This window comes from Chryseobacterium bernardetii (genome assembly GCF_003815975.1).
Lineage (GTDB): Bacteria > Bacteroidota > Bacteroidia > Flavobacteriales > Weeksellaceae > Chryseobacterium > Chryseobacterium bernardetii.
In genome coordinates this window covers 1,026,796-1,049,485 of record NZ_CP033932.1, presented here as the reverse complement: position 1 = coordinate 1,049,485, position 22,690 = coordinate 1,026,796, and the positions used below count along the sequence as shown (strand labels likewise).

At 36.7% G+C, this 22,690-nt stretch carries 20 protein-coding genes; 10 read left to right on the top strand and 10 right to left on the bottom strand.

What is annotated here, in order from left to right:
- The first annotated feature begins 8 nt into the window (after positions 1–8).
- The 4 genes from EG339_RS04890 to EG339_RS04875 all read left to right on the top strand — a co-directional run bounded on the left by EG339_RS04890 (position 9) and on the right by EG339_RS04875 (position 2,886).
- Positions 9–734, top strand: coding sequence for a hypothetical protein (locus EG339_RS04890; RefSeq protein WP_123869121.1), 726 nt, complete (start codon positions 9–11; stop codon positions 732–734).
- A gap of 73 nt (positions 735–807) precedes the next feature.
- Positions 808–1,542 (top strand): beta-carotene 15,15'-monooxygenase, encoded by a 735-nt coding sequence (locus EG339_RS04885; RefSeq protein WP_123869120.1) that lies wholly within the window; start codon positions 808–810, stop codon positions 1,540–1,542.
- Between the two features lie 19 nt (positions 1,543–1,561).
- Positions 1,562–2,638 (top strand): AI-2E family transporter, encoded by a 1,077-nt coding sequence (locus tag EG339_RS04880; RefSeq protein ID WP_123869119.1) that lies wholly within the window; start codon positions 1,562–1,564, stop codon positions 2,636–2,638.
- Between the two features lie 20 nt (positions 2,639–2,658).
- On the top strand, positions 2,659–2,886 hold the full coding sequence (locus tag EG339_RS04875; RefSeq protein ID WP_045501791.1) for a DUF3820 family protein: 228 nt from the start codon (positions 2,659–2,661) through the stop codon (positions 2,884–2,886).
- Between the two features lie 72 nt (positions 2,887–2,958).
- On the opposite strand, the gene uvrB is transcribed toward EG339_RS04875, so the two are convergent.
- The gene (gene uvrB / locus EG339_RS04870; RefSeq protein ID WP_123869118.1) at positions 2,959–4,950 is read right to left on the bottom strand and encodes an excinuclease ABC subunit UvrB; all 1,992 of its coding nucleotides are present in this window, start codon (positions 4,948–4,950) and stop codon (positions 2,959–2,961) included.
- 315 nt (positions 4,951–5,265) lie between these two features.
- On the opposite strand from uvrB, the gene EG339_RS04865 reads away from it, so the two are divergent.
- The gene (locus EG339_RS04865) at positions 5,266–6,483 is read left to right on the top strand and encodes a PQQ-dependent sugar dehydrogenase (RefSeq protein WP_123869117.1); all 1,218 of its coding nucleotides are present in this window, start codon (positions 5,266–5,268) and stop codon (positions 6,481–6,483) included.
- A gap of 85 nt (positions 6,484–6,568) precedes the next feature.
- On the opposite strand, the gene EG339_RS04860 is transcribed toward EG339_RS04865, so the two are convergent.
- From EG339_RS04860 to EG339_RS04825, 8 genes are all read right to left on the bottom strand, one after another.
- On the bottom strand, positions 6,569–9,019 hold the full coding sequence (locus EG339_RS04860; RefSeq protein ID WP_123869116.1) for a TonB-dependent receptor plug domain-containing protein: 2,451 nt from the start codon (positions 9,017–9,019) through the stop codon (positions 6,569–6,571).
- Between the two features lie 163 nt (positions 9,020–9,182).
- Positions 9,183–10,340: a pyridoxal phosphate-dependent aminotransferase gene (locus EG339_RS04855; RefSeq protein ID WP_123869115.1), complete on the bottom strand. Its 1,158-nt coding sequence runs from the start codon at positions 10,338–10,340 to the stop codon at positions 9,183–9,185.
- Positions 10,341–10,343: 3 nt separating this feature from the next.
- A complete protein-coding gene (locus tag EG339_RS04850) occupies positions 10,344–11,423 on the bottom strand; it encodes an FAD-dependent monooxygenase (protein WP_123869114.1) in 1,080 nt (359 codons plus the stop codon).
- A gap of 238 nt (positions 11,424–11,661) precedes the next feature.
- Positions 11,662–13,038: a tryptophanase gene (locus EG339_RS04845; RefSeq protein WP_123869113.1), complete on the bottom strand. Its 1,377-nt coding sequence runs from the start codon at positions 13,036–13,038 to the stop codon at positions 11,662–11,664.
- A gap of 92 nt (positions 13,039–13,130) precedes the next feature.
- Positions 13,131–13,748, bottom strand: a complete 618-nt coding sequence (locus EG339_RS04840; RefSeq protein ID WP_045492390.1) for a DUF502 domain-containing protein — start codon at positions 13,746–13,748, stop codon at positions 13,131–13,133.
- Positions 13,749–13,771: 23 nt separating this feature from the next.
- The gene (gene miaE / locus EG339_RS04835) at positions 13,772–14,350 is read right to left on the bottom strand and encodes a MiaE family protein (RefSeq protein ID WP_123869112.1); all 579 of its coding nucleotides are present in this window, start codon (positions 14,348–14,350) and stop codon (positions 13,772–13,774) included.
- Between the two features lie 168 nt (positions 14,351–14,518).
- Complete coding sequence (locus EG339_RS04830; RefSeq protein WP_123869111.1) at positions 14,519–15,613, bottom strand: acyltransferase family protein; 1,095 nt, start codon at positions 15,611–15,613, stop codon at positions 14,519–14,521.
- A gap of 123 nt (positions 15,614–15,736) precedes the next feature.
- Positions 15,737–16,624 carry a neutral zinc metallopeptidase gene (locus EG339_RS04825; protein ID WP_123869110.1) on the bottom strand — a complete coding sequence of 296 codons (888 nt, stop codon included), beginning with the start codon at positions 16,622–16,624 and terminating at the stop codon, positions 15,737–15,739.
- 182 nt (positions 16,625–16,806) lie between these two features.
- On the opposite strand from EG339_RS04825, the gene rplU reads away from it, so the two are divergent.
- The 5 genes from rplU to EG339_RS04810 all read left to right on the top strand — a co-directional run bounded on the left by rplU (position 16,807) and on the right by EG339_RS04810 (position 19,582).
- Complete coding sequence (rplU, locus tag EG339_RS04820) at positions 16,807–17,385, top strand: 50S ribosomal protein L21 (protein WP_123869109.1); 579 nt, start codon at positions 16,807–16,809, stop codon at positions 17,383–17,385.
- Positions 17,386–17,397: 12 nt separating this feature from the next.
- Positions 17,398–17,655, top strand: coding sequence for a 50S ribosomal protein L27 (gene rpmA / locus EG339_RS04815; protein ID WP_027372929.1), 258 nt, complete (start codon positions 17,398–17,400; stop codon positions 17,653–17,655).
- Positions 17,656–17,846: 191 nt separating this feature from the next.
- Positions 17,847–18,011: a bacteriocin-like protein gene (locus EG339_RS24145; protein WP_164465404.1), complete on the top strand. Its 165-nt coding sequence runs from the start codon at positions 17,847–17,849 to the stop codon at positions 18,009–18,011.
- A 40-nt stretch (positions 18,012–18,051) separates the two neighbouring features.
- On the top strand, positions 18,052–18,219 hold the full coding sequence (locus tag EG339_RS24140) for a hypothetical protein (protein ID WP_164466416.1): 168 nt from the start codon (positions 18,052–18,054) through the stop codon (positions 18,217–18,219).
- Between the two features lie 172 nt (positions 18,220–18,391).
- Positions 18,392–19,582 (top strand): T9SS type A sorting domain-containing protein, encoded by a 1,191-nt coding sequence (locus EG339_RS04810; protein ID WP_164466415.1) that lies wholly within the window; start codon positions 18,392–18,394, stop codon positions 19,580–19,582.
- A 148-nt stretch (positions 19,583–19,730) separates the two neighbouring features.
- Here the strand turns inward: EG339_RS04810 and EG339_RS04805 are convergent, their stop codons facing one another.
- Positions 19,731–22,265, bottom strand: coding sequence for a DUF5686 family protein (locus tag EG339_RS04805; RefSeq protein WP_228459702.1), 2,535 nt, complete (start codon positions 22,263–22,265; stop codon positions 19,731–19,733).
- Positions 22,266–22,690 lie beyond the last annotated feature (425 nt).

Genomic DNA, 22,690 nt, shown 5'->3' with positions numbered 1-22,690 from the left:
AAATTTTTATGATGCAGAGTAAATATCCTCAGAAACCGGGAATTGATTTTATATTGAAGCAGGCTTTTTTCTATTGGAATAAAACACTGGTTTTTCAGTTGATGTTTTCAATGATCTTTTTTGGAATCTTTCTTACGTCTCTGTTCTTTTTTGGGAACTGGTACGGAATATGGGAGCAAAATCAGGTGTTGACAGAAGCTTTAAAAGAAGGGACAAAAGCTTATATGGAAAAGATCGCGGAACTAAGTGCCACGGAAGAGTATCAGATGTTTACTCTTGCCATCTGGGCAACCACCGCATTTCTTTACCCTCTGAATCTTGGAATGTTCCAGATCTTCAGGAAACTTGACCTTAACGAAAAAATTGAACTCGGAGATTTATTTGTAGGATATAATGGGATTAACTTTTTTAAATACCTGGGATATTATCTTTTCTGGTTTATGATCTACAGGCTTACGGTTCCTACAATTCTGTTGGCCATTGTCTGGGTAGCAGTAACGGTATTTGTGGCACCATTGATGTTTTTTACGAATAAAAGAATATTTGAAGCTATTTCTTTAAACTTTAAGGCCCTTAAAATGTATTTTATTGAAATCATGGTGTGTATATTCGTTGCGGTTTTATTTAAATATCTGGGTTTCAGTTTGTTTTTGATTGGTGGCCTTTTTACATTTCCATTCTGGAATGCAATGATATACTCACTGTATAAAACCATATTTTCAGAGAAAGGCTAAAATTCAGCAAGGTTTAATATGCTTTTCTATCAAAAAAAAGTTAAATTTGGTAAAATCATTAAATATTTAAACTATGTCTGAATTTAACGAATTTGATCAGCAAGGTTCTGTGCCTAACAAAGAAACAGGATCAATCATTTCACATGCCTTTGAAATGTATAAGGGTGTTTTTGGGTATGCTATTGTTGCCATGATAGTCTATATTGTTGGAGGGATGATTATCCAAAGTATTACCGGTTTCAATTCTGCTGCTATTGTAGAAGAAATGCAGTCTTCTGGTGATTACGGGAGCTTTAGATATTGGGAAACCCCTGGGTTCTCAATGTATATGACATTTTCCAGCATTTTTTTACTGTTGCTGACTCCTTTGTATGTAGGTTTGATTTATATGGTGAATAAATTCAATACCAAAAATCCGATTGAGTTTTCAGATCTATTTATCGGATACCGTCAGAATTTTGTTAATATATTGATTTATAGCTTCCTTTCAGGACTTATTTCTTCAGTTGCCCTTACGCTTTGTTTTCTTCCGTTTATTTTTATTTATCCTTTTCTTTTACTGGGATATCCTATCCTGTTATTTGAAAATTCATCAGCTATTGATGCTTTAAGCAAGTCATTCAATATTGCTAAGGAAAATTACGGAACCTTTTTAGGAGTAAGCTTTCTTGGACTTTTAATTTCAATGGCGGGAATCATTTTATGTGGAATTGGTATTATTTTAACGGCTCCATTCATTATGGTCGTAATGTATTCTGCGTATTGTGCATTTGTAGGAAAGCCAAGGCAGATCATGTATACAAAATAATAAGATAAAATAACTTTTGATGAATAAAGACAATCAAATAAGCAGTGTTGCCATAAAGCAGGTTTCTTTGCTCGCCATTATTTTGGTGCTGACAGGCTTAATCTGCTTTAACCTTGCATTGTTTATTCCATCAGTTTTAGGAGCTATTACTATTTATGTTGTTTGCAGAAAGTATAACTTCTACCTTCAGGAAGAAAAGAAATGGAAGCCTTCTCTTGCTGCTTTTGCCTTAATGTTTGCGAGTCTTATCGTTCTGATCCTGCCTATTTATTTCATTGCAGATCTGATTATTGATAAGCTGGGAAACGCACAGGCATATATGGATAAATTCAATGTATTTCTGGATAAAATACATTCCTACGTTTATGGTAAGGTTGGCTTTGATATTCTAAGCCAGGAAAACATGAATAAGCTGAAAAGTTTTGTAGGAAAATTCTCTACATCTGCATTAAGTGGAACATTCAACACTCTTACGGTAGTAATGTCTATGTACTTTATCCTGTATTTTATGTTGGAAAAGCCCAGATTGTTTGAGAGGATCCTTACCAATTCGGCACCTTTAAAGCGATCTAACGTTTCTTTGCTGGGTGAAAAGCTTAGGAAGCTTATTATGGCAAATGCTATAGGGATTCCTGTAGTGGCTGTTGGACAGGGAGTTGTATCTTTCATCGGATATCTGATATTTGGAGCTCCGGGAGCGGTTCTTCTTTTTGCTTTAACAGCTGCAGCATCTGTTATTCCGGTTGTAGGAACAGCCATTGTATATGTTCCTGTCTGTATCTTTATGATTGCAGAAGGCAATACAGGACAAGGGTTAGGGCTTGCCATCTATTGTGTAGTGGTAGTAGGGCTTACCGATAATCTGCTACGTTTTACACTTTTAAAGAAACTTGAAAATATCCATCCACTGAACACTGTATTTGGAATTATTATGGGGATGAACCTGTTTGGCTTTATGGGACTTATTTTTGGCCCTATTCTGATTTCATTAACCCTTCTTCTGATGCAGGTATACAGAAATGAATTTGCAGATGAAAATGTACCTCCTGATCTGGAATTACCCAATCAGGCAGAAATAGATGATAAATTAATTTAATTACATAAAAAGTGGAGGGAATAAATCCGGAAATATTAAAAGAGATCTGTGTAGTGAAAATGCCATTTGGCAAATACGAAGGAACAGTTTTGGCAGATCTTCCTATAAGCTATCTTGAATGGTTTCACAGAAGCGGAATGCCCAAAGGAAAACTTGGGATGCAGTTATCAACCATCTATGAAATCAAAATAAACGGATTGATGGAGCTGCTAATCCCTATCAGAGCTTCTGTAAGGAATGGACTGTAAAATGAAAAAATTGTTTTTAGATAAAGTACCGGCGGCTTCGAAGAAGCCGCCGGTACTTTTTAACAGACACTTTTAATTTTTCAAGGCTGCAATTTCATCTCTTAGTTTAGCTGCTTTGATGAAGTCAAGATTTTTAGCAGCAGCTTCCATTTCTTTCTGCTTTTGTTCAATTATCTTTTCTACATCTTCACTGGCATAGGTAGCTTTAACTTCAGCTACTTTTTGAAGAATTTCTTTTTGGGTATATTTTTCATCAGGGAAATCTTTGCTTCTTCCAACAAGGTTTTCAGAAATCTTTTTATTCAGAGCTTTTGGTACCAGTCCGTTGTCTTCATTGTATTTCATCTGCTTTGCTCGGCGGTATTCGGTTTCATCTAATGTTGCCTGCATAGATTTTGTGATCTTATCAGCATACATAATGGCTTTTCCATTGATATTCCTTGCGGCACGCCCTACTGTCTGTATCATGGATCTTCTGCTTCTTAACATACCTTCTTTATCAGCATCCAAAATAGCAACTAATGAAACTTCTGGTAAATCCAGACCTTCTCTCAGTAAGTTAACCCCAATCAAAACATCAAAGAGCCCCAAACGCAGATCCTGCATTATCTGAATACGCTCCAGGGTTTCTACATCCGAGTGGATATACCTTGTTCTGATCCCGAATTTTGTAAAATATTTTGTAAGCTCCTCTGCCATTTTCTTGGTTAAAGTAGTTACCAGAACTCTTTCATCAGCATCAGCTCTTTTTTGGATTTCTTCCATGAGATCATCAATCTGATTTAAGCTTGGCCTTACTTCAATAACGGGATCAAGAAGCCCTGTCGGGCGGATGATCTGTTCAATATAAGCTCCTCCTGTTTTTTCCAGCTCATAATCTGCCGGAGTTGCAGAAACATAAATTACCTGATTCTGCATAGATTCAAATTCCTCAAATTTTAAAGGTCTGTTATCCATAGCGGCAGGAAGTCTGAAGCCATATTCCACTAAAGATTCCTTTCTGCTTCGGTCTCCACCATACATGGCATGAACCTGAGGAACAGTTACGTGGCTTTCATCTATCACCATCAAAAAATCCTTAGGGAAGTAGTCGATCAGACAGAAAGGCCTTGTGCCGGGAAGCCTGCCATCAAGATATCTTGAATAATTCTCAATTCCTGAGCAGTAACCTAATTCTTTTATCATTTCAAGATCCAGCTCTGTTCTTTCCTGAAGTCGTTTCGCTTCCAGTGGTTTTCCAATAGAGCTGAAGAAGTCAACCTGTTTTACCATATCATCCTGAATCTCTTTGATAGCCCCATTCAGTGTTTCTTTCGAGGTAACGAAAAGGTTGGCAGGATAGATCTGAATCTGGTCAAAATTAGACTCTACATTTCCTGTTACAGGATCAAAACTTTGAATTTTTTCAATTTCATCTCCAAAAAACTGAATTCTGATCGCATTATCAGCATAAGCAGGGAAAACATCGATAACATCTCCCTTTACACGAAAGGTTCCTCTTTGAAATTCATTTAAAGTTCTTGCATATAAAGCATTCACCAAAGAATGGAGCAGGGCGGTCCTCGTTACTTTTTCACCAATTGCAATAGAGATTAATGATTTATGAAATTCAGTAGGGTTTCCAATACCATAAATACAGGAAACGGAGGCTACGATCAATACATCCCTTCTTCCTGAAAGAAGGCTTGCTGTAGCGGAAAGACGTAATTTTTCAACTTCTTCGTTAATGCTCAGATCCTTTTCAATATAAGTTCCGGTAGTGGCAATATAGGCTTCCGGCTGATAGTAGTCATAGTAACTCACAAAGTATTCCACAGCGTTTTCCGGAAAAAATTCCTTAAACTCCATAAAAAGTTGGGCAGCCAGTGTTTTGTTATGAGCCAGGACCAGGGTTGGGCGCTGAACATTTTGAATAACATTGGCAACCGTAAAGGTTTTCCCGGATCCGGTTACCCCAAGAAGAGTCTGGTATTTTTCACCAATTTCTATTCCTGCAGTTAGTTTTTCGATGGCTTGGGGCTGATCCCCGGTGGGTTTATATTCTGATTGAAGCTTAAAATCCATAAGAAAAGAATGTATAGAACAAAAATACAAAAGAAATAATTAGGCATGCTAAAGATTTGATGATGAAATATTTTGATTATCAAACTATAGTAATTATTCCTATGGCTTTATTTCTTTTGAAGAATAAAATGCTTTTAAAATATACAGCATGAAGGTACCAATCTCAGAACTATTTTGATTATAAAGACAGTATAACTATTTTTTTCTTATTGCCAATAATATAATGAAGTTCTAAAGATGTAAAACAAGGTTTTAATTACACAAACTTTATGGCATTATTTTTCCATTCATTTTTAAACACTTAATCATAATATCATGAAAATCAATCAATTTTATATTCCGGCACTGAGTCTTTTCCTTACTTTATCTTCATGTAAAAAGAATAATGCGAACGCACAACAAACAGGAAAGGATGGCAGCGTAGAAACTGAGAAGCCTAATTCTGATTATCAGCCAGCTTTTAAAGGACAAACCAGAATTAAAGCAGTAAAGACAAATACTCCCTATAATGCTGAAATCTTGAATAAAGATCTTGGGAAGCCCTGGGGAATTATTAATTTACCGGACGGAAGGTTTCTCATTACAGATAAAAGAGGATATATGAATGTTGTTTCCAGGGATGGAAAACAGATCACGAAAATAGAAGGCTTTCCAAGCGTGGATGCAAAAGGGCAGGGAGGAATGCTTGATGTAGCTCTGGATCCTGATTTTACAACCAATTCTATTATTTATTTTAGCTTTTCAGAACCATTTGGAAAAGGAAACCTTACATCTGTGGCAAAAGGAAAACTGTCTGGCGATCTTAAAACGGTTTCAGAGGTGAAAGTTATTTTCCGGGCTGAACCTTCTTATGACGGAGACAAGCATTACGGAAGCAGGCTGGTTTTTGATAAAGACGGTAATTTATTTGTCAGCACGGGTGAAAGGTCTGATAAAGTAACAAGAGCCTATGCACAGAAGACTAATAATTATTTGGGCAAAATCATCAAAATTACCAAGGAAGGATTACCTGCTCCGGGAAATCCTTTTATAGGAAAGAAAGGATATAAGCCTGAAATTTATGCATATGGGGTCCGCAATCCTCAAGGGTTAGCTATTGATCCTAACGGAAATCTTTGGGATGTGGAAATGGGGCCAAGAGGTGGAGATGAGATTAATCTTATTCAACCTGGTAAAAACTACGGTTGGGGAGATGTAACCTATGGGATTGAATATTCAGGAGCCAAAGTAGGAGAAGGTATTACCCAAAAAGAAGGTACAGAACAGCCGGTTTATTATTGGGATCCTGTAATTTCTCCAAGCGGAGTTACCTTTTATACCGGAAATATAGATGAATGGAAAGGAAATCTTTTCATTGGCTGCCTGAGTGGTGAGCATATCAACAGAATTGTGATGAAGGATAATAAAGTTGTAGGTGAAGAGCGCCTTCTGGCAGATCAGAATGAAAGGTTCCGGGATGTACTGGACGGAATGGATGGGAATCTTTATGCCGTAACAGACAGCGGTAAATTATATAGAATTTCCAAGAAATAAAAAAAATGCCTGCTGAAATTTTTCAGCGGGCATTTTGTAGTGAAGTAGTAACCTGAATGGGGAACTATTGCAGCTTCTGGCCATTTTAAAACTTAAAATTAAGTCTGGCAAAAACCTGTCTTCCTGCAAATCCCATCTGTACCGGATCAAAAATTCCTCCGGATTCTGTGTTTCCGATTGTTACCTGTGTTTTTTGCAGGGTTGGATATCTGTTGAATATATTCTTGCTTCCTAAAGTAAAATTGAGGTTGCTTGAAATCTCATAGCCAAAAGAGATATCAGTTGTTACTTTAGGATTATAAATCTGTTCTGCGTCATCGTATCCAATTAAGGTAACCTTGTCAAATCTTACCAGTTGTAGATTCGCATTGAATTTACTGATCTTATAGTTGAGATTGAGGTTAACCTTTGTTTTGGGTGCGGAAGCAAGAATAAAAGCTCTTTCTCTATAGCTTAAATAGACGTCTTCCATACCTTGTAATTTTGGGGAGGTATTAACTTTGGTTATTTCCATGTCATTATAGTTTCCTGCTAATGTTGCCGTTAACTTTCCTGGACCTACGTTTTCACTATAACTCAGGATAACATCAATTCCTTTGGTTCTGGTATCTATGGCGTTAGAAAAGAACTGGGCCTGGTCAATGTAAGGATAAGCAGTCTGAACATCAGAAGGCAAATCGCTTCTGGAGAAATTTCCTGTCAGAACGATCCTGTTTTTTACGCTGATATAGTATCCGTCAATTGTAGCTGTGAATTTACCTGTATTAAAAGTAAATCCGGCACTTCCGTTCACGGATGTTTCCTGTTTCAGCTGTTCAATCCCTAATTTGTTGGCAAGATCACTATCATTAGATGCCAATTGAATGGTTACCAATTTGCCACCCTGGAAATTTGTGAACTGCTGGCTGTAATACTTCTGGGCAAGAGAAGGGGCTCTGAATCCTGTAGAGATAGATCCTCGGAAGGCGAATTGTGGGGTAAAGGCATACCGCGTCGCAAACTTACCGTTTAAAGTGCTTCCAAAATCATTATAGTTCTCAAATCTTCCGGCTATACTGATCATCCAGTTTTTGGTAATATCCAGTTCTGTATCTACATAAGAGGCAAAATTATTCCTGCTTTTACCAATATCTGCAGAATAGCCGGGGAAACCCTGTGAGCCGCCTGGTCTTTTGTTATCACTTGGGTCAGCAAGGGGATTGGTCACCAACAAATTGTCAGGAGTATTGGGGGTTACAGGATTACCGTTGATGTCATACATTGTATAGGAAGCTTCTTCGCCCTTAATAATATTGAATTTTTCATATCTGAACTCTGATCCGAAAGCAATATTCAATCCTTCAAGTACCTTAAACAATCTTACAGCGTTAAAACCGGTTGTATTTTGCAGCAATGAATGCCCGCCAGCATAAAATTGGGTTGGAGATTTAGTGCCTAAGGTTGCATTAATGGTATTGGTGATATCATAAGTAAATCTGTTGTTTCCAAAAGCATTATAAAAATCTACATCCCAATCAGCCACTTTGAATTTTAAACCATTATCAAATGTAAAATCACTGATACTGGTATCTTCTATAGGATTAAATCCCATCGGATAGATCTCCGGGATATTGCCATTGGACTCAGGAGTTCTTGTCCATGCATAAGCTTTGGTATTTCTGTGAGAAAACCCCTGGCGGGAATAGAATTTTAACCCATCAGTTAACGGAAGTTCAATATTTCCGAAAAAATAAATATTCTGGGCTTTGGCATCACCGAAACGCTGTCTTGGAGCCAGAGTGGGATCATTGTAAATGTCTGGGTTAGCATTTCTGATAGCGTAATCCTTATTGACGAATTCTGCGGTAAAATTACCGAAGCCGCCCTTATTTCCAATTTTTGTTCCCAGGTTTCCGCTGAAATCAAAGGTAATCCCATCTACTTTATGATCGGAAACCACATCATTATTGCCGGGACTTTTAAAAAGATTCATTCCATAGAAAGCATTACCTTCAAAGCCTTTATCACGGTCATTAAGGATAACATTGATAACACCGGCAATAGCATCCGAACCGTACTGAGCCGAGGCTCCGTCACGAAGTACTTCTACACGTTTGATTGCTCCGATAGGAATTGTATTCATATCATAGCCGGTATTGCCTCTTCCTTTGGTTCCGAAGAGATTAATCAGGGAAGACTGGTGATATCTTTTTCCATTAAGGAGCAAGAGAGTCTGATCCGGGCCTAGCCCTCTTAAAGTAGCCGGATCTACCGCATCAGCGCCATCGGATCCTGATTGTTTGTTAGAGTTAAAGGAAGGGGCGGAGAACTGTAAAAGCTGGTTCACCTCTACCTGACCCGTTGACTGGCTAACCTGTTTGATATCTATAACATCAATAGGAACGGGAGTGTTGATAACAGTTCTTTTCTTGTTCCGGCTTCCGGTAATGGCCACCTCGTCTATTTTTGATTCTTTTGTTAAGGTATCTTTTACCTGCTGAGCATAAGATAGTGAAGATGCTGTAAGAAAAACGATGCTTATGTATTTTATCTTCATATTGATAATTTTAGAGGATGACTAGATCAAAATTACCAATATTTATTTTTAAATCAATACTTAAATTGAATATTTGTTATGAATGTCTTAATTTAATACTGTTTATGTTAAATTAAAGTAAAATGATAATCAAAATACATGAAATTAACGAAAAATTTTAATGCTAAAAGCTGGTAATGATTCTGTTAAGTCCTTCTTCAAGAATTTCCTGTGAAGTAGAAAAACATATTCTGATGTGGCCCTCAGCTCCTTTTCCAAACCATCTTTCCGATCCTGGAACAATCGCTACTTTACCATATTGCAGAACATGCTGGGCAAACTGATCGCTGGACATTCCGTTTTCAATCTTCGGAAATAATACAAAAGTAGCTTCAGGAAGATTAGGTGTTACAAGCCCCGATCCCTTCAAAAGCCGGAAAGCAAGATTCCTGTTTTGCTGTAAATGACTTAAAAACTCTTTGTACCAAGGCTTAGCTTTTTCCAATGCTACACTTGCCGCAATTTGTGATAGTGTGGAAACTCCTTCAATAGTAGAATTAAAGTTCGATTTTTCTGTAAAATCTTCCAGAATTTCCTGATCGTTACATAGTACGGCCCCAATTCTCAAACCTGCAATGCCAAATGATTTTGAGAATCCATAGACTGTGAAACTCTTTCTTTTGGCCTCTTCAGATACTGCCGAATAGGTATAAAAATCCCTGTTATCATAAATAATATCACTCCAGATTTCATCACTCATCACCCATAAATCATGAGCCGAAGCAATCTCTGAAACTTTTTTGAGTACGTCTTTAGAATATACCTTACCAAGCGGGTTATGAGGGTTACAGATGCTGATGAGCTTTGTATTGCTATTGATTGAAGCAATCAGTTTTTCAAAATCAATTTCTCCGGTTTGGGTATTTACAGGGCAAAGTTTTACGGTTCCACCAGCCGTTTCTACAGACTTTTTAAATAAAAAATCTACAGGATCCAGAATGATAGCTTCATCACCAGGATTTAAAACATATTTTGCGATAAGGAACATTCCCTGCGCCGCGCTGTTAACTGCCAGCACATTTTCAGCATAAAAACTCCCGTGTTTTTCATGGTTAAAATGATCTGCAACACTTTTCTTGAATTCAGGAAGTCCTGAGAATGGCCCATAGCTCAGGTAGCCGTCTTTTATATAGTCAATGATTCCCTGTTCTATTTCAGGAGCAGCCCTAAAGTCCGGATCTGCAGCTGTTAAAGGAATAATTCCGTCTTCCAGGGTTGCCCATCTTCCGTTATAGGCTTTTCTTTTTAAGGCTTCAAAGTTGATATCGTTATTGGTAAACATTTCTTATTTGTATGATATGGGTAAAATATTATCTGTCTGTTGGTCTGTTGGAAGCAGAAACTGTTTCAATAATATTCTGCCGTTATTGATGTGAGTTTCTATTTCAGGCTTTCTTTCCGATTCATATTTACGAAAAGCCTCTGCGATTGTATGCTCTTCAATCAGATATTTAGTCAAGATATAAGAGTCTTTAAGTGCTGAGGTAACTCCCTGGCTTGTAAAAGGAATGAGTGGATGGGCTGCATCACCTATGAATACTATATTGTCTTTATAAAAAGGGTTGAGCTCCTCCAGTTCATAAACACACCATAAATGTACATTTTCATAATTTGAATTTTGAATGATTGAAGAGACTAAAGGATGCCAGTCAGCGAAAAGCTCAAGCATATAGCCCTTCAGATTGTCCGAAGTATATTCATTGATTTTATATTTTTCATTATCAAACTGGGAGTACCACAGAATGGTGTCATGAGAAAGCTTCAGAACTCCAAAAGTTAGTCCGCCCTGATCATGATGAAACTTTATGAAATCATTTTCAACAGAAGCTGCAATAGTTTCATCCTTAATAATATTGACTACTTCATTCTCCTGTACCTGCCTCATTTTTTCATCTTTGAAAAGATTCCTTCTGATGCGGCTTTTAGAACCATCTGAAACAATAGTTATGTCAGCTTCTATAGTAGTTCCGTCGGGATGTTTCAATTTTCCTTTTTCTTCTGTTTCAGAGGGGATTACTGTTGCATTGTATGTTATTTTTTCAGAAGAGATGTTTGCGGACAGAAGACGAATAAGGGCCTGTCTGGAAATAGCAAATACATTGCTGAGGTCCTTTTCTGCAATTTTTTTTCCGGTATGAGAATATTGAATATATTTTTTCAGAAAGCTTCCCTGTTCAAAAAGGAGATCAGGATCTATAATTTTGTTAAGATACTCAATACCTTCCTGTGGGATAAGAAAGCCATGGCCTGCCAAATCTTCCTTGCTTCTTCTTTCGTAAATATGATAATCAATTTTGTGTTTTTCGAGATAATTCGCCATGCTTAAGCCGGAAATACCAGCGCCCACGACAGCAATTTTATTCATGTTCGGAATAACGGATTTTTTCAGGTTAGTGTTTAAATATTTTTTCGGTCTGTTTTACAGATGCAAAAGTAAATTAAAATCATTCATTATTTATAAAAAATAAATTAATTTGATTTTGAATTTTTGAAAAATAAGATAAAAAACATGAAAAATATGCTTAGACAAGAATGAGATTTTGAAGCAGATAGTTTCCTGATCGGTATAAAAAAACCGGAAATAAATTCCGGTTTTGTTATTTTTATGCTTTTTCAAGCTGAACGGTAAAGTGTCTTAATATTTCCGGTTCCCAGGTAATTTTATACCCTTTTGCTATTTCTTCACGTCTTTCATATACATTCTTTATTGCAGCAGCAATATAATCCATATGATTGTTGGTGTATGTTCTTCTAGGAATAGCAAGGCGTACCAGCTCCAGTTTCGGATAACGGTTTTGTCTGGTCTCAGGATCTCTGTCTGCCAGTAAAGTCCCGATTTCTACGGTTCTGATACCTGCTTCCTTATAAATTTCAAGACCTAAAGTCTGAGCCGGATATTCTTCGCGGGAAACATTAGGTAGGAAATTTAAAGAGTCAATGAAAACAGCATGTCCTCCAATTGGCTTCTGTACAGGAATTCCGTACTCAATTAATTTATTTCCAAGATATTCTACCTGAGATATTCTACTTTCCAGATAAGCGAATTCTGTAGCTTCATCCAGACCTACCGCTAATGCCGCCATATCTCTTCCGGCCATTCCGCCATAAGTAATGAAACCTTCATAGATAATGGTGAAATTAGATGCTTTTCTGAAAATCTCCTCATTATTTAACGCGATAAATCCTCCAATATTTACCAATCCGTCCTTTTTAGAACTCATGGTCATCCCGTCACCATAAGAAAAAATTTCTTTACAGATCTCTTTGATGCTTCTGTTTTCCTGTCCCTGTTCCCTTTTCTTAATGAAGTAGGCATTCTCGGCAAATCTTGCGGAATCAAAGAATACAGGAATTCCATACTGATCAGAAAGAGCCTTTACGGCTTTCATATTTTCCAGAGAAACAGGCTGTCCTCCAGAAGAATTACAGGTAATGGTAATCAGGCAGAAAGGAATACTTTCTTTAGGGTGGCTTTTGTAAACTGCTTCCAGTTTTTCAAGATTGATATTTCCTTTGAAAGGATGAAGATTATTAATATCAAAGGCTTCATCAATAGTACAATCTATGGCGTGAGCTTTTCTGAACTCAATATGTCCTTTTGTAGTATCGAAATGTGAGTTTCCAGGTACCACGTCTCCTTCTTTCACCAAAACGGAGAAAAGTACATTTTCAGCAGCTCTTCCCTGGTGAGTTGGTAACAGATATTTGAATCCTGTGATTTTTTCAACACTGTTTTGAAGCTGTTCAAAAGAACGGGATCCTGCATAACTTTCGTCTCCGGTCATCAACGCTCCCCATTGCCTGTCAGACATAGCTCCGGTTCCGGAATCGGTTAAAAGATCAATAAAAACTTGTGAAGATTTTAAGTTGAAGAGATTGTAATTAGCTTCCTTAAGCCACTGTTCTCTTTCTGCTCTTGTAGATTGGTAGATTTCTTCCACCATTTTAATGCGGAAAGGCTCCGCGTACGGTAAATTCATGGGTTGGTATGTTTTTAAATTGTTTGTAAAAGAAAAATCTGTTTGAAATAACTTTCAAATTCATCAATGTACATGTAAAGGGGGAATGGGAATTATTCCGGTGCTTTAAATATATTTTCATCAGAATGGAATCCGGCTACACCGCCGCTTACGGCAAACTTCATGGCAGAAGCAGCAGTCATTCCCACTACAGGTTTGATGTTTTTTTCTTCAGTAACAATTACCCATCCCGAAATGGCATAGGAATGGGGTAAATATACCGCAACGTAATTATGCTTGTCAACGTCCGACATTTCTTTTTGGGTTAAAAAACCGATTCTCCAGATCTCTGGATTCTCATTGGTCTTTACCCATACAGGATCGTTGAATTTTTTCTTGTCGCCCACAAATGAAGACATAACGTCCTTTGTAGGAGTATAAATATGTTTTACTCCAGGGGTTTTTTCCAGTAAACTATCCATAGTGTCAAAAAAGAACCTTCCCACTACAAACTTGTTTCCCAGATAACCTAAAATAGCGGTAAGTAATATGATAGAAACGAAAACAAGCCCCGGAACCTGTTTTGCAAGTGAAGGAACAAGATTGTCTATAGCACTTACAATATACCAGATCACAAAAATTGTCAGCCCGATTGGTCCAATAATAACCAGTCCCTGAAAAAAGTTTTTCAGGAATAGATTGGCAATACTTTCAAAGCTTGGTTTTTTCAATGTTTCTTCTTTACTGTTTTATTTTAACCGTGGATGGTTTCTTTATTTCCGTAGGATTTAATGATACTGGCTTCATATTCTAACCATGCATCCCATCTTTCATTTACCTTTTCAGGATCCCCAAGCTGTCTTGCAAATCCAATGAAGGTTGTATAATGGTTGGCTTCTGAGATCATAAGTTCCCTGTAGAAGACTTTTAGTTCTTCATCTTTGATATTTTCAGTAAGAACTTTGAATCTTTCACAGCTTCGGGCCTCAATCATGGCTGCGAAAAGCATTTTGTCTACAATAAGATCTTCCCTGCTTCCCTGTATGATAAATTTTGCCAGCTCATTCACATAATCATCTTTTCTGGCTCTTCCAAACTTGTAGCCTCGCTTTTTGATGATTTCGTGAACCTGGTTGAAATGATCCAGCTCTTCCTGAGCAATAGCAAGAAGTTCTGTAACAATCTCTGGGTATTCAGGAAGCATGGTGATCAGCCCGATTGCATTGGTAGCGGCTTTTTGCTCGCACCAGGCATGGTCTGTTAAAATTTCTTCGATGTTTCCTTCTGCAATATTTGCCCACCTTGGATCGGTTGGGAGTTTCAACTTAAACATGTTTTAAAATTTTTGTAAATTTAAAACAAATTAGACATATTTAGTGCTTCTGATGGGATAGAATTTGTCTTCTGTTGACTTTTATATAACAGAGAAAGCGTTTTATACAGTATTTATAAATATTGAACCTCCTAGAATTGACCTTTTAGATATGTTTTAATAAGAAAGTCAGTCCTTAATGGCTGTTTTCTTTCTTAAAAATTCGAGAACATTCCATCCTAATGTATCTATTTTTTTCAGCCCTGCGGAAATAATTAATGCCAGGATGATGTTAATGCCATAAATAATGACCATCAAGGCCCACCAGGACATGTTTTCTTTCAGTGGAACTACTATAAAATAAACCAAGGATGAGCTTATTCCCTGGGCAAAATAGAAGAAAATAGCATTCTTACCAATATAAGTAATGATATTTTCTTTAGTTACTTTTAACCTGTTATAGAGGACAAATAATGTAACCAATGAGAACTGTGCCCAAATGATGTATGGAATTTGTGGCGGAAATTTATTTTTATTGATTTTGTAGAAAATTTCATTTCCATAATACCAGAACATCCATGTTAAAGCCACGCCTACAAGAGCATATAAAACAGGAATAAGTTTGGCTGGAATTTTTCTTCCACGCATCCTGTTTCCAATTAAGAATACTGCCATATAAAAAGCAACATAACCAACCTGTCCGGTCGGATAATACTCCGGGAAAATGTTGAACAATAAAGTTAAACCAATACAAAGCCCAATAAACCAATTGATATGTTTTGGGAAAAACCTTAGGATTAATACGCCCAGAACGGTAAGGATATAATAAACTTTTAAATACCAGAAGCTTCCCATAACAACCGGGAATGTATCGGCATTAGTGTATTGATGAAGATACCAGTTGCCAAGGTTTTGCCATTGAGGTATTGCTGATATACTGGTTGTAGAATATTTTGATCCAAATGTTGAATAAAAGCCCTGCAGCCATTCCAAAGAAAAGAAAGTAAGGCCAAATACTTTAAAGAAATAATCTAAAAAGAACAGAAAAGTTACAAAGATCATATAAGTGATCTGTAGCTTGAGCAACCTGTAAAAAGTTTTCTCAATATTGGCTCCTGAAGTGATTCCGCTTAATGCATAGAATAATGCAACATCAAAAACAAGAGAGAAGACCCTTACTTCTGCCGGAATATAAAACTGTCCCGACCAGAATGCTGTATGGATGAAGATAATGGAGAGGGTAGCCAGTCCTTTGGCGAAATCAATGTAGAGGTCTCTGTTCATTATTGTCGGATATGGGATCAAAAGTAAATAAACTTCCGTGATTTTTCAAATCAAATCAAATAAAAAGAGGCACAACCCAATTGTCTGCCTCCTTTCTTAAATATGCTAAAAATGAATGTTTCTTTACTGAAGATGTTTAAATTCTTCTGCTGAAATTTCTCCAGACTGAATTTTTCTCAACTCATCTATATATTGGCTCATGTAAGCATCAATTTCAGGGTTTACAGTGTTTTTAGCCATTTTATAAGTTCCGTTAAGAACTCCCTGATAATAATAGAAGAAGTTATAATCAAAGTTGGATGCATTAAGGTCATACTGTCCTAAAAGGAAACCTAAACGAACGGCTGATCTTCTCTGTGCCGGAGTCCCGTGGTGGCCCGGACTTGATGTCTGATAATCTCCGATGCTTTGTGCAAATTCATAAGCTGCAGCAATTTCTGGGAAGCTTGTCTTGTTGTAACCGTTTGGTCTTCTCAGATAATACCCAGCGAAGCCATCTGCTTCAAGCTCATTAGGTCTGGCTGTGTTTTCGCTTACTGAAGGAAGTCCAAAGATATACTGTAGCTGATGCCCGTATTCATGAGCAAGGATCATCGCATTTACAATATCTCCACCTTTGGCTTTTGCATCATAATAGATGGCGTATCCATAATAGATCTTTCCTGTAGAGTAGGAGATGGCATTGTACGTTGAATTGAAGTTGGATGGATCGTTCACAAATCTTAAAGTAGGATTGCTTCTTCCCCATAAGCTTGCAATTTTAGTCATTTGGGCATTCATAAAATTGGTGTCTGTGGAGTTCTGAAGTCCGGTCATTAAAACTGAAGAGGAGCTCCAGTTGTTGTCTACGTAAGAGCAGTTTTTTTCAATTGCTCCAGGTTGTTCAATTTTTGCACTAAGGCTTTCCTGTTGAGGAAGAACAGTTTCTTCCATCTTGTCATCACTACATGCTGTCAGGAATGTTGCAGCAATGGCGCCTGCTATTAAGCAGAGATTAAAGTTTCTTTTCATATAATTATTTAGTTGGTGAAACGAAGGTATGAAATTATCTTTTATGAATGAGTACTTTAGTATTAAAAATTATTCAAAACATAGTGAATATAATTTTTAGATAAAAACATTGCTTTGATTGTAAGCTGTTTAGAATTTTATTTGTATATTTGCACCTCGAAATAACTAAAAATTTATAAACAATGTTTGCAATTGTAGAAATAGCAGGGCTTCAATACAAAGTTGAGCAAGACCAGAAGTTGTTTGTAAACCGTTTAAAAGGAGACAAAGGAGGAAAAGTTTCTTTCGATAAAGTACTTCTTACTGTAAACGGTGCAATCACTGTAGGCGCCCCAGCTGTAAGCGGAATCACTGTAGAGGCAGAGATTCTTGACCACGTAAAAGCTGATAAAGTAATCGTTTTCAAAAAGAAAAGAAGAAAAGGTTACAAAGTGAAAAACGGTCACAGACAATCTTTAACTCAAATCGTAATCACTGGTATTACAGGATTTGAAGGCGGAGCTAAAAAAGCTGCTGCTAAAAAAGAAACTGTAAAGTCTGAAGTTCTTTCTGACAACGCAACTGTTAACTTTAGTGAAGATCACGAGTTGAACTACCACTTAAAGAAAAACAATTTGTCTCAGTCTAAAGAAAACAGAGAAACTTTAATTACTTTAGGTAAAGCAGTTAAAGTTGAATTAGAGAAAAATGTTCTTACTCATGAAGAAGTAGATGCTGCTATCATTAAGAATATTGATCAATTTAAAGCACTTAACAAATAATCCAGTAATAAAATGGCACACAAGAAAGGAGTCGGTAGTTCCAAGAACGGTAGAGAGTCTCACTCTAAAAGATTAGGTGTGAAGATTTTCGGAGGACAAGCAGCTATTGCCGGAAATATTATTGTTAGACAAAGAGGTACTCAACACCACCCAGGTGATAACGTTGGTATCGGTAAAGACCACACTTTGTTTGCATTAGTAGATGGTAAAGTAGTTTTCAGAAAGAAAGCAAACAACAGATCTTTCGTATCTGTAGAGCCAAACGCATAATTCAAGCGTTTTATAAAATTAAAGCCTCGCATTTTTGCTGAGGCTTTTTTTGTTTTTATATCAGGGAACTAAAATTTTTATAAAGATTCTACAGCAAGTGAAATATTTATATATTTGTTATATATCAAATACAAATCACTTGCGGAAGCCGAAAAGCATATAGAGTAGGCAACACATTAAAACTAAATAATATGAAAAATTCAAAAAAATTAACTAAAAGACAATTAAAAACAATTGTTGGAGGTGAAAGATGCCCGATTCCTGCTACATGGTGCAGCGAGTGGTGCGGATGGACAGCCTGGCAAAAAGCCCATTGTCTGAATGCTGTTATTGATGAAATGCCTTGTAATTGCTAATCAGTTCTATAAGTTAGTCAGTAAATTAGTATAGAATAGTATGAAGCATTTAAAAAAACTTACACAAAAGAGTTTAAAAAATATCAATGGTGGAGCACAAGAATGCCCGCCAGTATATGATTCGTGTGAAGCCTGGTGCAGATGGACTCCATGGCAGAAGTCTCATTGTATACTTGGAGAATTATGTATGCCTTGTGATGACAACTAAGGTAATACCGATCACCAGATAGAATTTAAAACTACAGTTTCTTTGAAGCTGTGGTTTTTTATTTCAATTTTAATCTAATTTTAATTTTTTATGCTCCAATGAATTTCAAAGTATTATAATTTTGTTCCCCATTTTTAAATATAGAATGAATATGAAGAGTAAAATTATACTAATGTTGAGCATACTGGCATCTTTTAGCTGGCAGGCACAGATTAAAGTACTGTTTGATGCTACTAAGGCGGAAATGGCAGGAAACGCAGATTGGGTTATAGATGCGGATGTTCACAATCTAAGCTTTTCTGCTAACGGCATAACTACAACGGGAACAGAATCTAATCCGCAAAGATTTCCGGTTCCTGCCCAAAGCGGAATTACTGCTGCTACTACAGAAACGTATTGGCAGGGAGCTTTAAGCAATTGGGGAATTGACCTGGTACGACAAGGTTATATTGTAGAAACGTTACCTTATAGTGGAAGTATCACTTATGGAAATTCATCCAATCCGCAAGATCTTTCCAATTATAAAGTTTTTATTGTAGTTGAACCCAATATCAGATTTACAACATCAGAAAAAACTGCGATGCTTAATTTTGTAGCAAATGGAGGGGGCCTTTTCTTGATTTCGGATCATACAATAAGTGATAGAAATAATGATGGCTGGGATTCTCCCGCGATCTGGAATGACTTTTTTACCTCCAATGGTATAGTAAACGATCCTTTTGGTATTAGTTTTAATCTGAATAATGTCTCTCAAGTGAGTTCAAACTTTGCACCGGCTGGTGTAAATCCTGCTATTCTGAATGGCCCGCAGGGAACTCCAACCCAAATGAAATTTTCCAATGGAGCTACAATGACCTTAAATAAAAATAATAATGCCTCCACCCAAGGGCTTATATTCACAACAGGTTCTTCAACGAGCGGTACTACCAATGTAATGTTTGCAACATCTACTTATGGAAATGGAAAAATATGTGCATTAGGCGATAGTTCTGTTCCGGATGATGGCACTGGGGATACTAATGATACATTATATAACGGATACACAGGAGATGCTAATGGAAACCATAGGCCTCTTTTGGTAAATGCAGTGGTTTGGCTGGCTGGTTCTTCAAGTCTTGGCGTTCATGATTTGACCGTGAAGAAGGAAGTTGTAATATATCCTAATCCGGCTACAGATTATGTGCATATAGAAAATACACAGTTCAAAACTTATAGGATTTTAGATGAGACAGGAAAGTTGGTAGGGTCTGGAATACTTCCGGATAACGGAGTAATCAATGTTCAATATTTACCTGCTGGTGTATATTATATAATGTTGCAGTCCGATAACGAAACCCAATCTACGAAATTGGTTAAAAAATAAAAATATGGTGCAGATGGACTTCATGGCAGAAACTGCATTGCCCAAACAATATCTTCGAAGAATCTTGTAATTGCTCTTAATAAAGTTTACAATACAATTGGGCGGCTTCATAGAAGCCGCCCAATCTGTTTATTATAGTTGTTTTACTTTAGAATCCTACCTGGAAGCCAGCCTTCACACCGAATTTTGAAATATCAGGCCTGTCAAGATAATTTCCTCTCCAGTTGAAATCTACTCTGAAAATTCTCAGGTTACCAATTCCTATATTTTCAATACCAAATCCATATTCATAGTAAATATGCTCGCTGGGAGCTGAATATTTGAACCCCTCTACATTAATTGCTTTGGATGCATCACTTAAAGTTCCGTATGCTCCTCTGATAAAGGCAACTTCTCTAAGTTTTAGCTTTTTGATCAGAGGAATATAAGAAAGGATCTTTCCGTTAAAGTGATGTTCCAAATGAAGGGTAGTATAAGCATCAGCAACAAATTCATAATAATTAAGCTGGGAGAACGTATTTGGAGCTAAACCATAAGAAAGGTTGGCGGGAATAACATTCTGTAAAGCTAAAGGAACAGTGTTGAAATTTTTCCCAGCTTCAAAATTGACGATAGTTTTCCCTAATGTTCCGATCAGGAATGGCTTGTAGAACATAAACTGAAGTTTGTCATAATTGAAATCGGCATTAAATAATCCTTCAATACCTCTGGTATATCGTAAAACAATAGTAGGAGCAAGGTTTCTTGCCTGATATCTGTCAATTCCGGTTTGCGAAAATCTGGCGCCCGGTTTAGCGATCAGACTGATGGTAACATGTGAATCATTCACTGTTTTTCTTAATTGCCCATCCGGCTGATAATACATAAGGTTAAATTTCTCAGGAATGGCAGATTTGATACTTTGCATAACTCCATCAACTCTTATCTGTATATTTTTCCATGGCTCAATAGCCGCAAAAACACTTGTTTGGTTTACAGAACTTAAAGAAATATTCTCGCCTCTTGCAAAAAAAGTACTTGAAGATAAGGAACGCGACGCTACTCCATCTCCTGAAGTGAGCTGTCCGCCAAGCTGAACAATATCTCTGCTGGTTCCTGCCCCAATCATAAAACGGTTGAGTCTGTTAAACATATATCGTGCTTCAACACCATATTTTACCTGCTGATCTTTAAAGCCATAAGCAGTATAGAACTGAACTCTCCATGGGTCATTCAACCCGAAATATGATCTTGCACCCACTCTTATTCTGTCTCCTTCTACCTCGTTTCTGCCGTATACAGAGAAGATAGGGCCGAAGTCTACGCCTTTAAAAGCATTATAATAACGTGAACCAAGGGTTTCAAAAAGTTTTACCATGCGGTTGAACTTCGGTGTTTGCTGTAGTTGGTCCAACATTTTATATACACCCTGTTCAGATTTAGATAAAGTATCTGGTCTTGCTTTTGTCCAGTAAGCCTCGTCTTTGTCCGTAAATTTATCTTCATATTCCTCCTCCTTTCGTTTGAAAACTTTAGGATCAAGAGGAATGTTGAACTCATAATTAGAATAATCAACAGATTTTTTGGCAATAATACTTTTAGAGCCTTTCTTCTTAGAAAATGGGCTCATTTCAACTTCCGTAACCAATCTTTTTGGAAGAAAAGTTGTTTCATCCGGATTATCGTATTCCAGTTGAGTATATACACTGTTAACGAAGTTAACATTGATTTTTTGTGTTGATCTTAAAGTAGCTCCCAAAACGGCATAGCTGTCTGTATCTATATAAAGGTTTCCCTGAAATGCCAGTACATCCTTACGCTTAGGCTGATATCTTATTTGAAAAGCCTTCTCTCCGCGAATAGAAATGGTATCTACAAGGCTGTAGTCATATGTTCCGAATCCATCTGTTCCAGCCGGGCTTTGAAATCCAATATCAAAATAATTTAAAGTATTATCATAAATATTAATATCTCTGTAAAGGTTCTTTGCAGAAACAGTAATTACCTGATTGTCCTGAAATCCAGATGTTTTTTGAGCAACTAAAGTTCTTTTACTGTCTTTATCCGGTTTGTTTTTACCATAATTTTCATAAACAGCTTCATTAAGGAAAATAGGCAGCCCAAGCCTGCCGCTGGCAGTAGAATCTGCATAATCAAAAATAAAATCCAGCTTATTGAAGATTTTTTTCTTCATAAAAGCACTGTCTATATTATTAAGGTCAAATTGAGTCTTTTCATATTCCTTGTATGAATAGGTATCAAATTTTTCCAGTCCGTTATTTCTTTTTTGGGCCCAAACTTTTTGCATGATAGCGTAGGCCGGGTTTTCTTTCTTGCTTTTGTATTTAGGTTTTCCTGCCTGGATAACCACTTCCTGGATATTGCTTACCTTGGCTTGGGAAAGCTGAATAAAAATGTTTTCTGCATTATCAGGAGTAATATCGAGAGTTTCTGTAGTATAGTTTTTTCTAACAAATTTCAGTCTTTGAATAATACTGTCAGACTGAACGGTAAAGCTTCCCGAAGTAGTGGTCAAAGAAGGAGCTGTATTATCATTGATAAAAATATCTACCTTACTTACTTCTTTGTTATTTTTGGCATCAACAATCTTTCCGCTGGCCCTTTTTTGAGCGTATGCGAAGCTGGCAATGGTCAGGAAAAAAAATATAAAATAGTGTTTTTTGGAGTTCTTGTTTAACATCATTCGTTTCTTCAGGCAATTAGCACAAACAAAAAGTATGCAGTTTTTTAAAAATATATAAAAAAATAAAATATTCTTACGTTTCTATGTAAAACGGCAAATTTAACAAAAATAGTACTACCAGTTACGAAAAAATAAATACTGTGCTTATTACCTTAACAGATAAGGATCAATTAATTAATGACACCATTAAAATCTGCTTTATTTATGATTCGTGTTTACAAATAATGTTGTTTTTAACAGATTCAGAATTGGAAGTTTTTAAAGACAATGACTTATATCTCACAAAGCATATAATGTTAAATATTAGAATTTATAAACAATTATATTATGATTATGTATGGAAGTTATACCTCTATCTTTTAAGGGATCCAAACGCTCTGCACCCAAATTTTTTCAGGAGCTTTATCCCGCTATCCGCTCATACT

Excerpts from the sequence above, each read along its gene's own strand:
- EG339_RS04855 (WP_123869115.1), bottom strand. The coding sequence starts at position 10,340 with ATGTTTACCAATAACGATATCAACTTTGAAGCCTTAAAAAGAAAAGCC.
- EG339_RS04830 (WP_123869111.1), bottom strand. The coding sequence starts at position 15,613 with ATGAACAGAGACCTCTACATTGATTTCGCCAAAGGACTGGCTACCCTC.
- EG339_RS04865 (WP_123869117.1), top strand. The coding sequence starts at position 5,266 with ATGAAAATCAATCAATTTTATATTCCGGCACTGAGTCTTTTCCTTACT.
- EG339_RS04880 (WP_123869119.1), top strand. The coding sequence starts at position 1,562 with ATGAATAAAGACAATCAAATAAGCAGTGTTGCCATAAAGCAGGTTTCT.
- EG339_RS04885 (WP_123869120.1), top strand. The coding sequence starts at position 808 with ATGTCTGAATTTAACGAATTTGATCAGCAAGGTTCTGTGCCTAACAAA.
- EG339_RS24145 (WP_164465404.1), top strand. The coding sequence starts at position 17,847 with ATGAAAAATTCAAAAAAATTAACTAAAAGACAATTAAAAACAATTGTT.
- uvrB (WP_123869118.1), bottom strand. The coding sequence starts at position 4,950 with ATGGATTTTAAGCTTCAATCAGAATATAAACCCACCGGGGATCAGCCC.
- EG339_RS04890 (WP_123869121.1), top strand. The coding sequence starts at position 9 with ATGATGCAGAGTAAATATCCTCAGAAACCGGGAATTGATTTTATATTG.
- EG339_RS04825 (WP_123869110.1), bottom strand. The coding sequence starts at position 16,624 with ATGAAAAGAAACTTTAATCTCTGCTTAATAGCAGGCGCCATTGCTGCA.
- rpmA (WP_027372929.1), top strand. The coding sequence starts at position 17,398 with ATGGCACACAAGAAAGGAGTCGGTAGTTCCAAGAACGGTAGAGAGTCT.
- rplU (WP_123869109.1), top strand. The coding sequence starts at position 16,807 with ATGTTTGCAATTGTAGAAATAGCAGGGCTTCAATACAAAGTTGAGCAA.
- EG339_RS04805 (WP_228459702.1), bottom strand. The coding sequence starts at position 22,265 with ATGATGTTAAACAAGAACTCCAAAAAACACTATTTTATATTTTTTTTC.
- EG339_RS04860 (WP_123869116.1), bottom strand. The coding sequence starts at position 9,019 with ATGAAGATAAAATACATAAGCATCGTTTTTCTTACAGCATCTTCACTA.
- EG339_RS04850 (WP_123869114.1), bottom strand. The coding sequence starts at position 11,423 with ATGAATAAAATTGCTGTCGTGGGCGCTGGTATTTCCGGCTTAAGCATG.
- EG339_RS24140 (WP_164466416.1), top strand. The coding sequence starts at position 18,052 with ATGAAGCATTTAAAAAAACTTACACAAAAGAGTTTAAAAAATATCAAT.
- miaE (WP_123869112.1), bottom strand. The coding sequence starts at position 14,350 with ATGTTTAAGTTGAAACTCCCAACCGATCCAAGGTGGGCAAATATTGCA.
- EG339_RS04810 (WP_164466415.1), top strand. The coding sequence starts at position 18,392 with ATGTTGAGCATACTGGCATCTTTTAGCTGGCAGGCACAGATTAAAGTA.
- EG339_RS04845 (WP_123869113.1), bottom strand. The coding sequence starts at position 13,038 with ATGAATTTACCGTACGCGGAGCCTTTCCGCATTAAAATGGTGGAAGAA.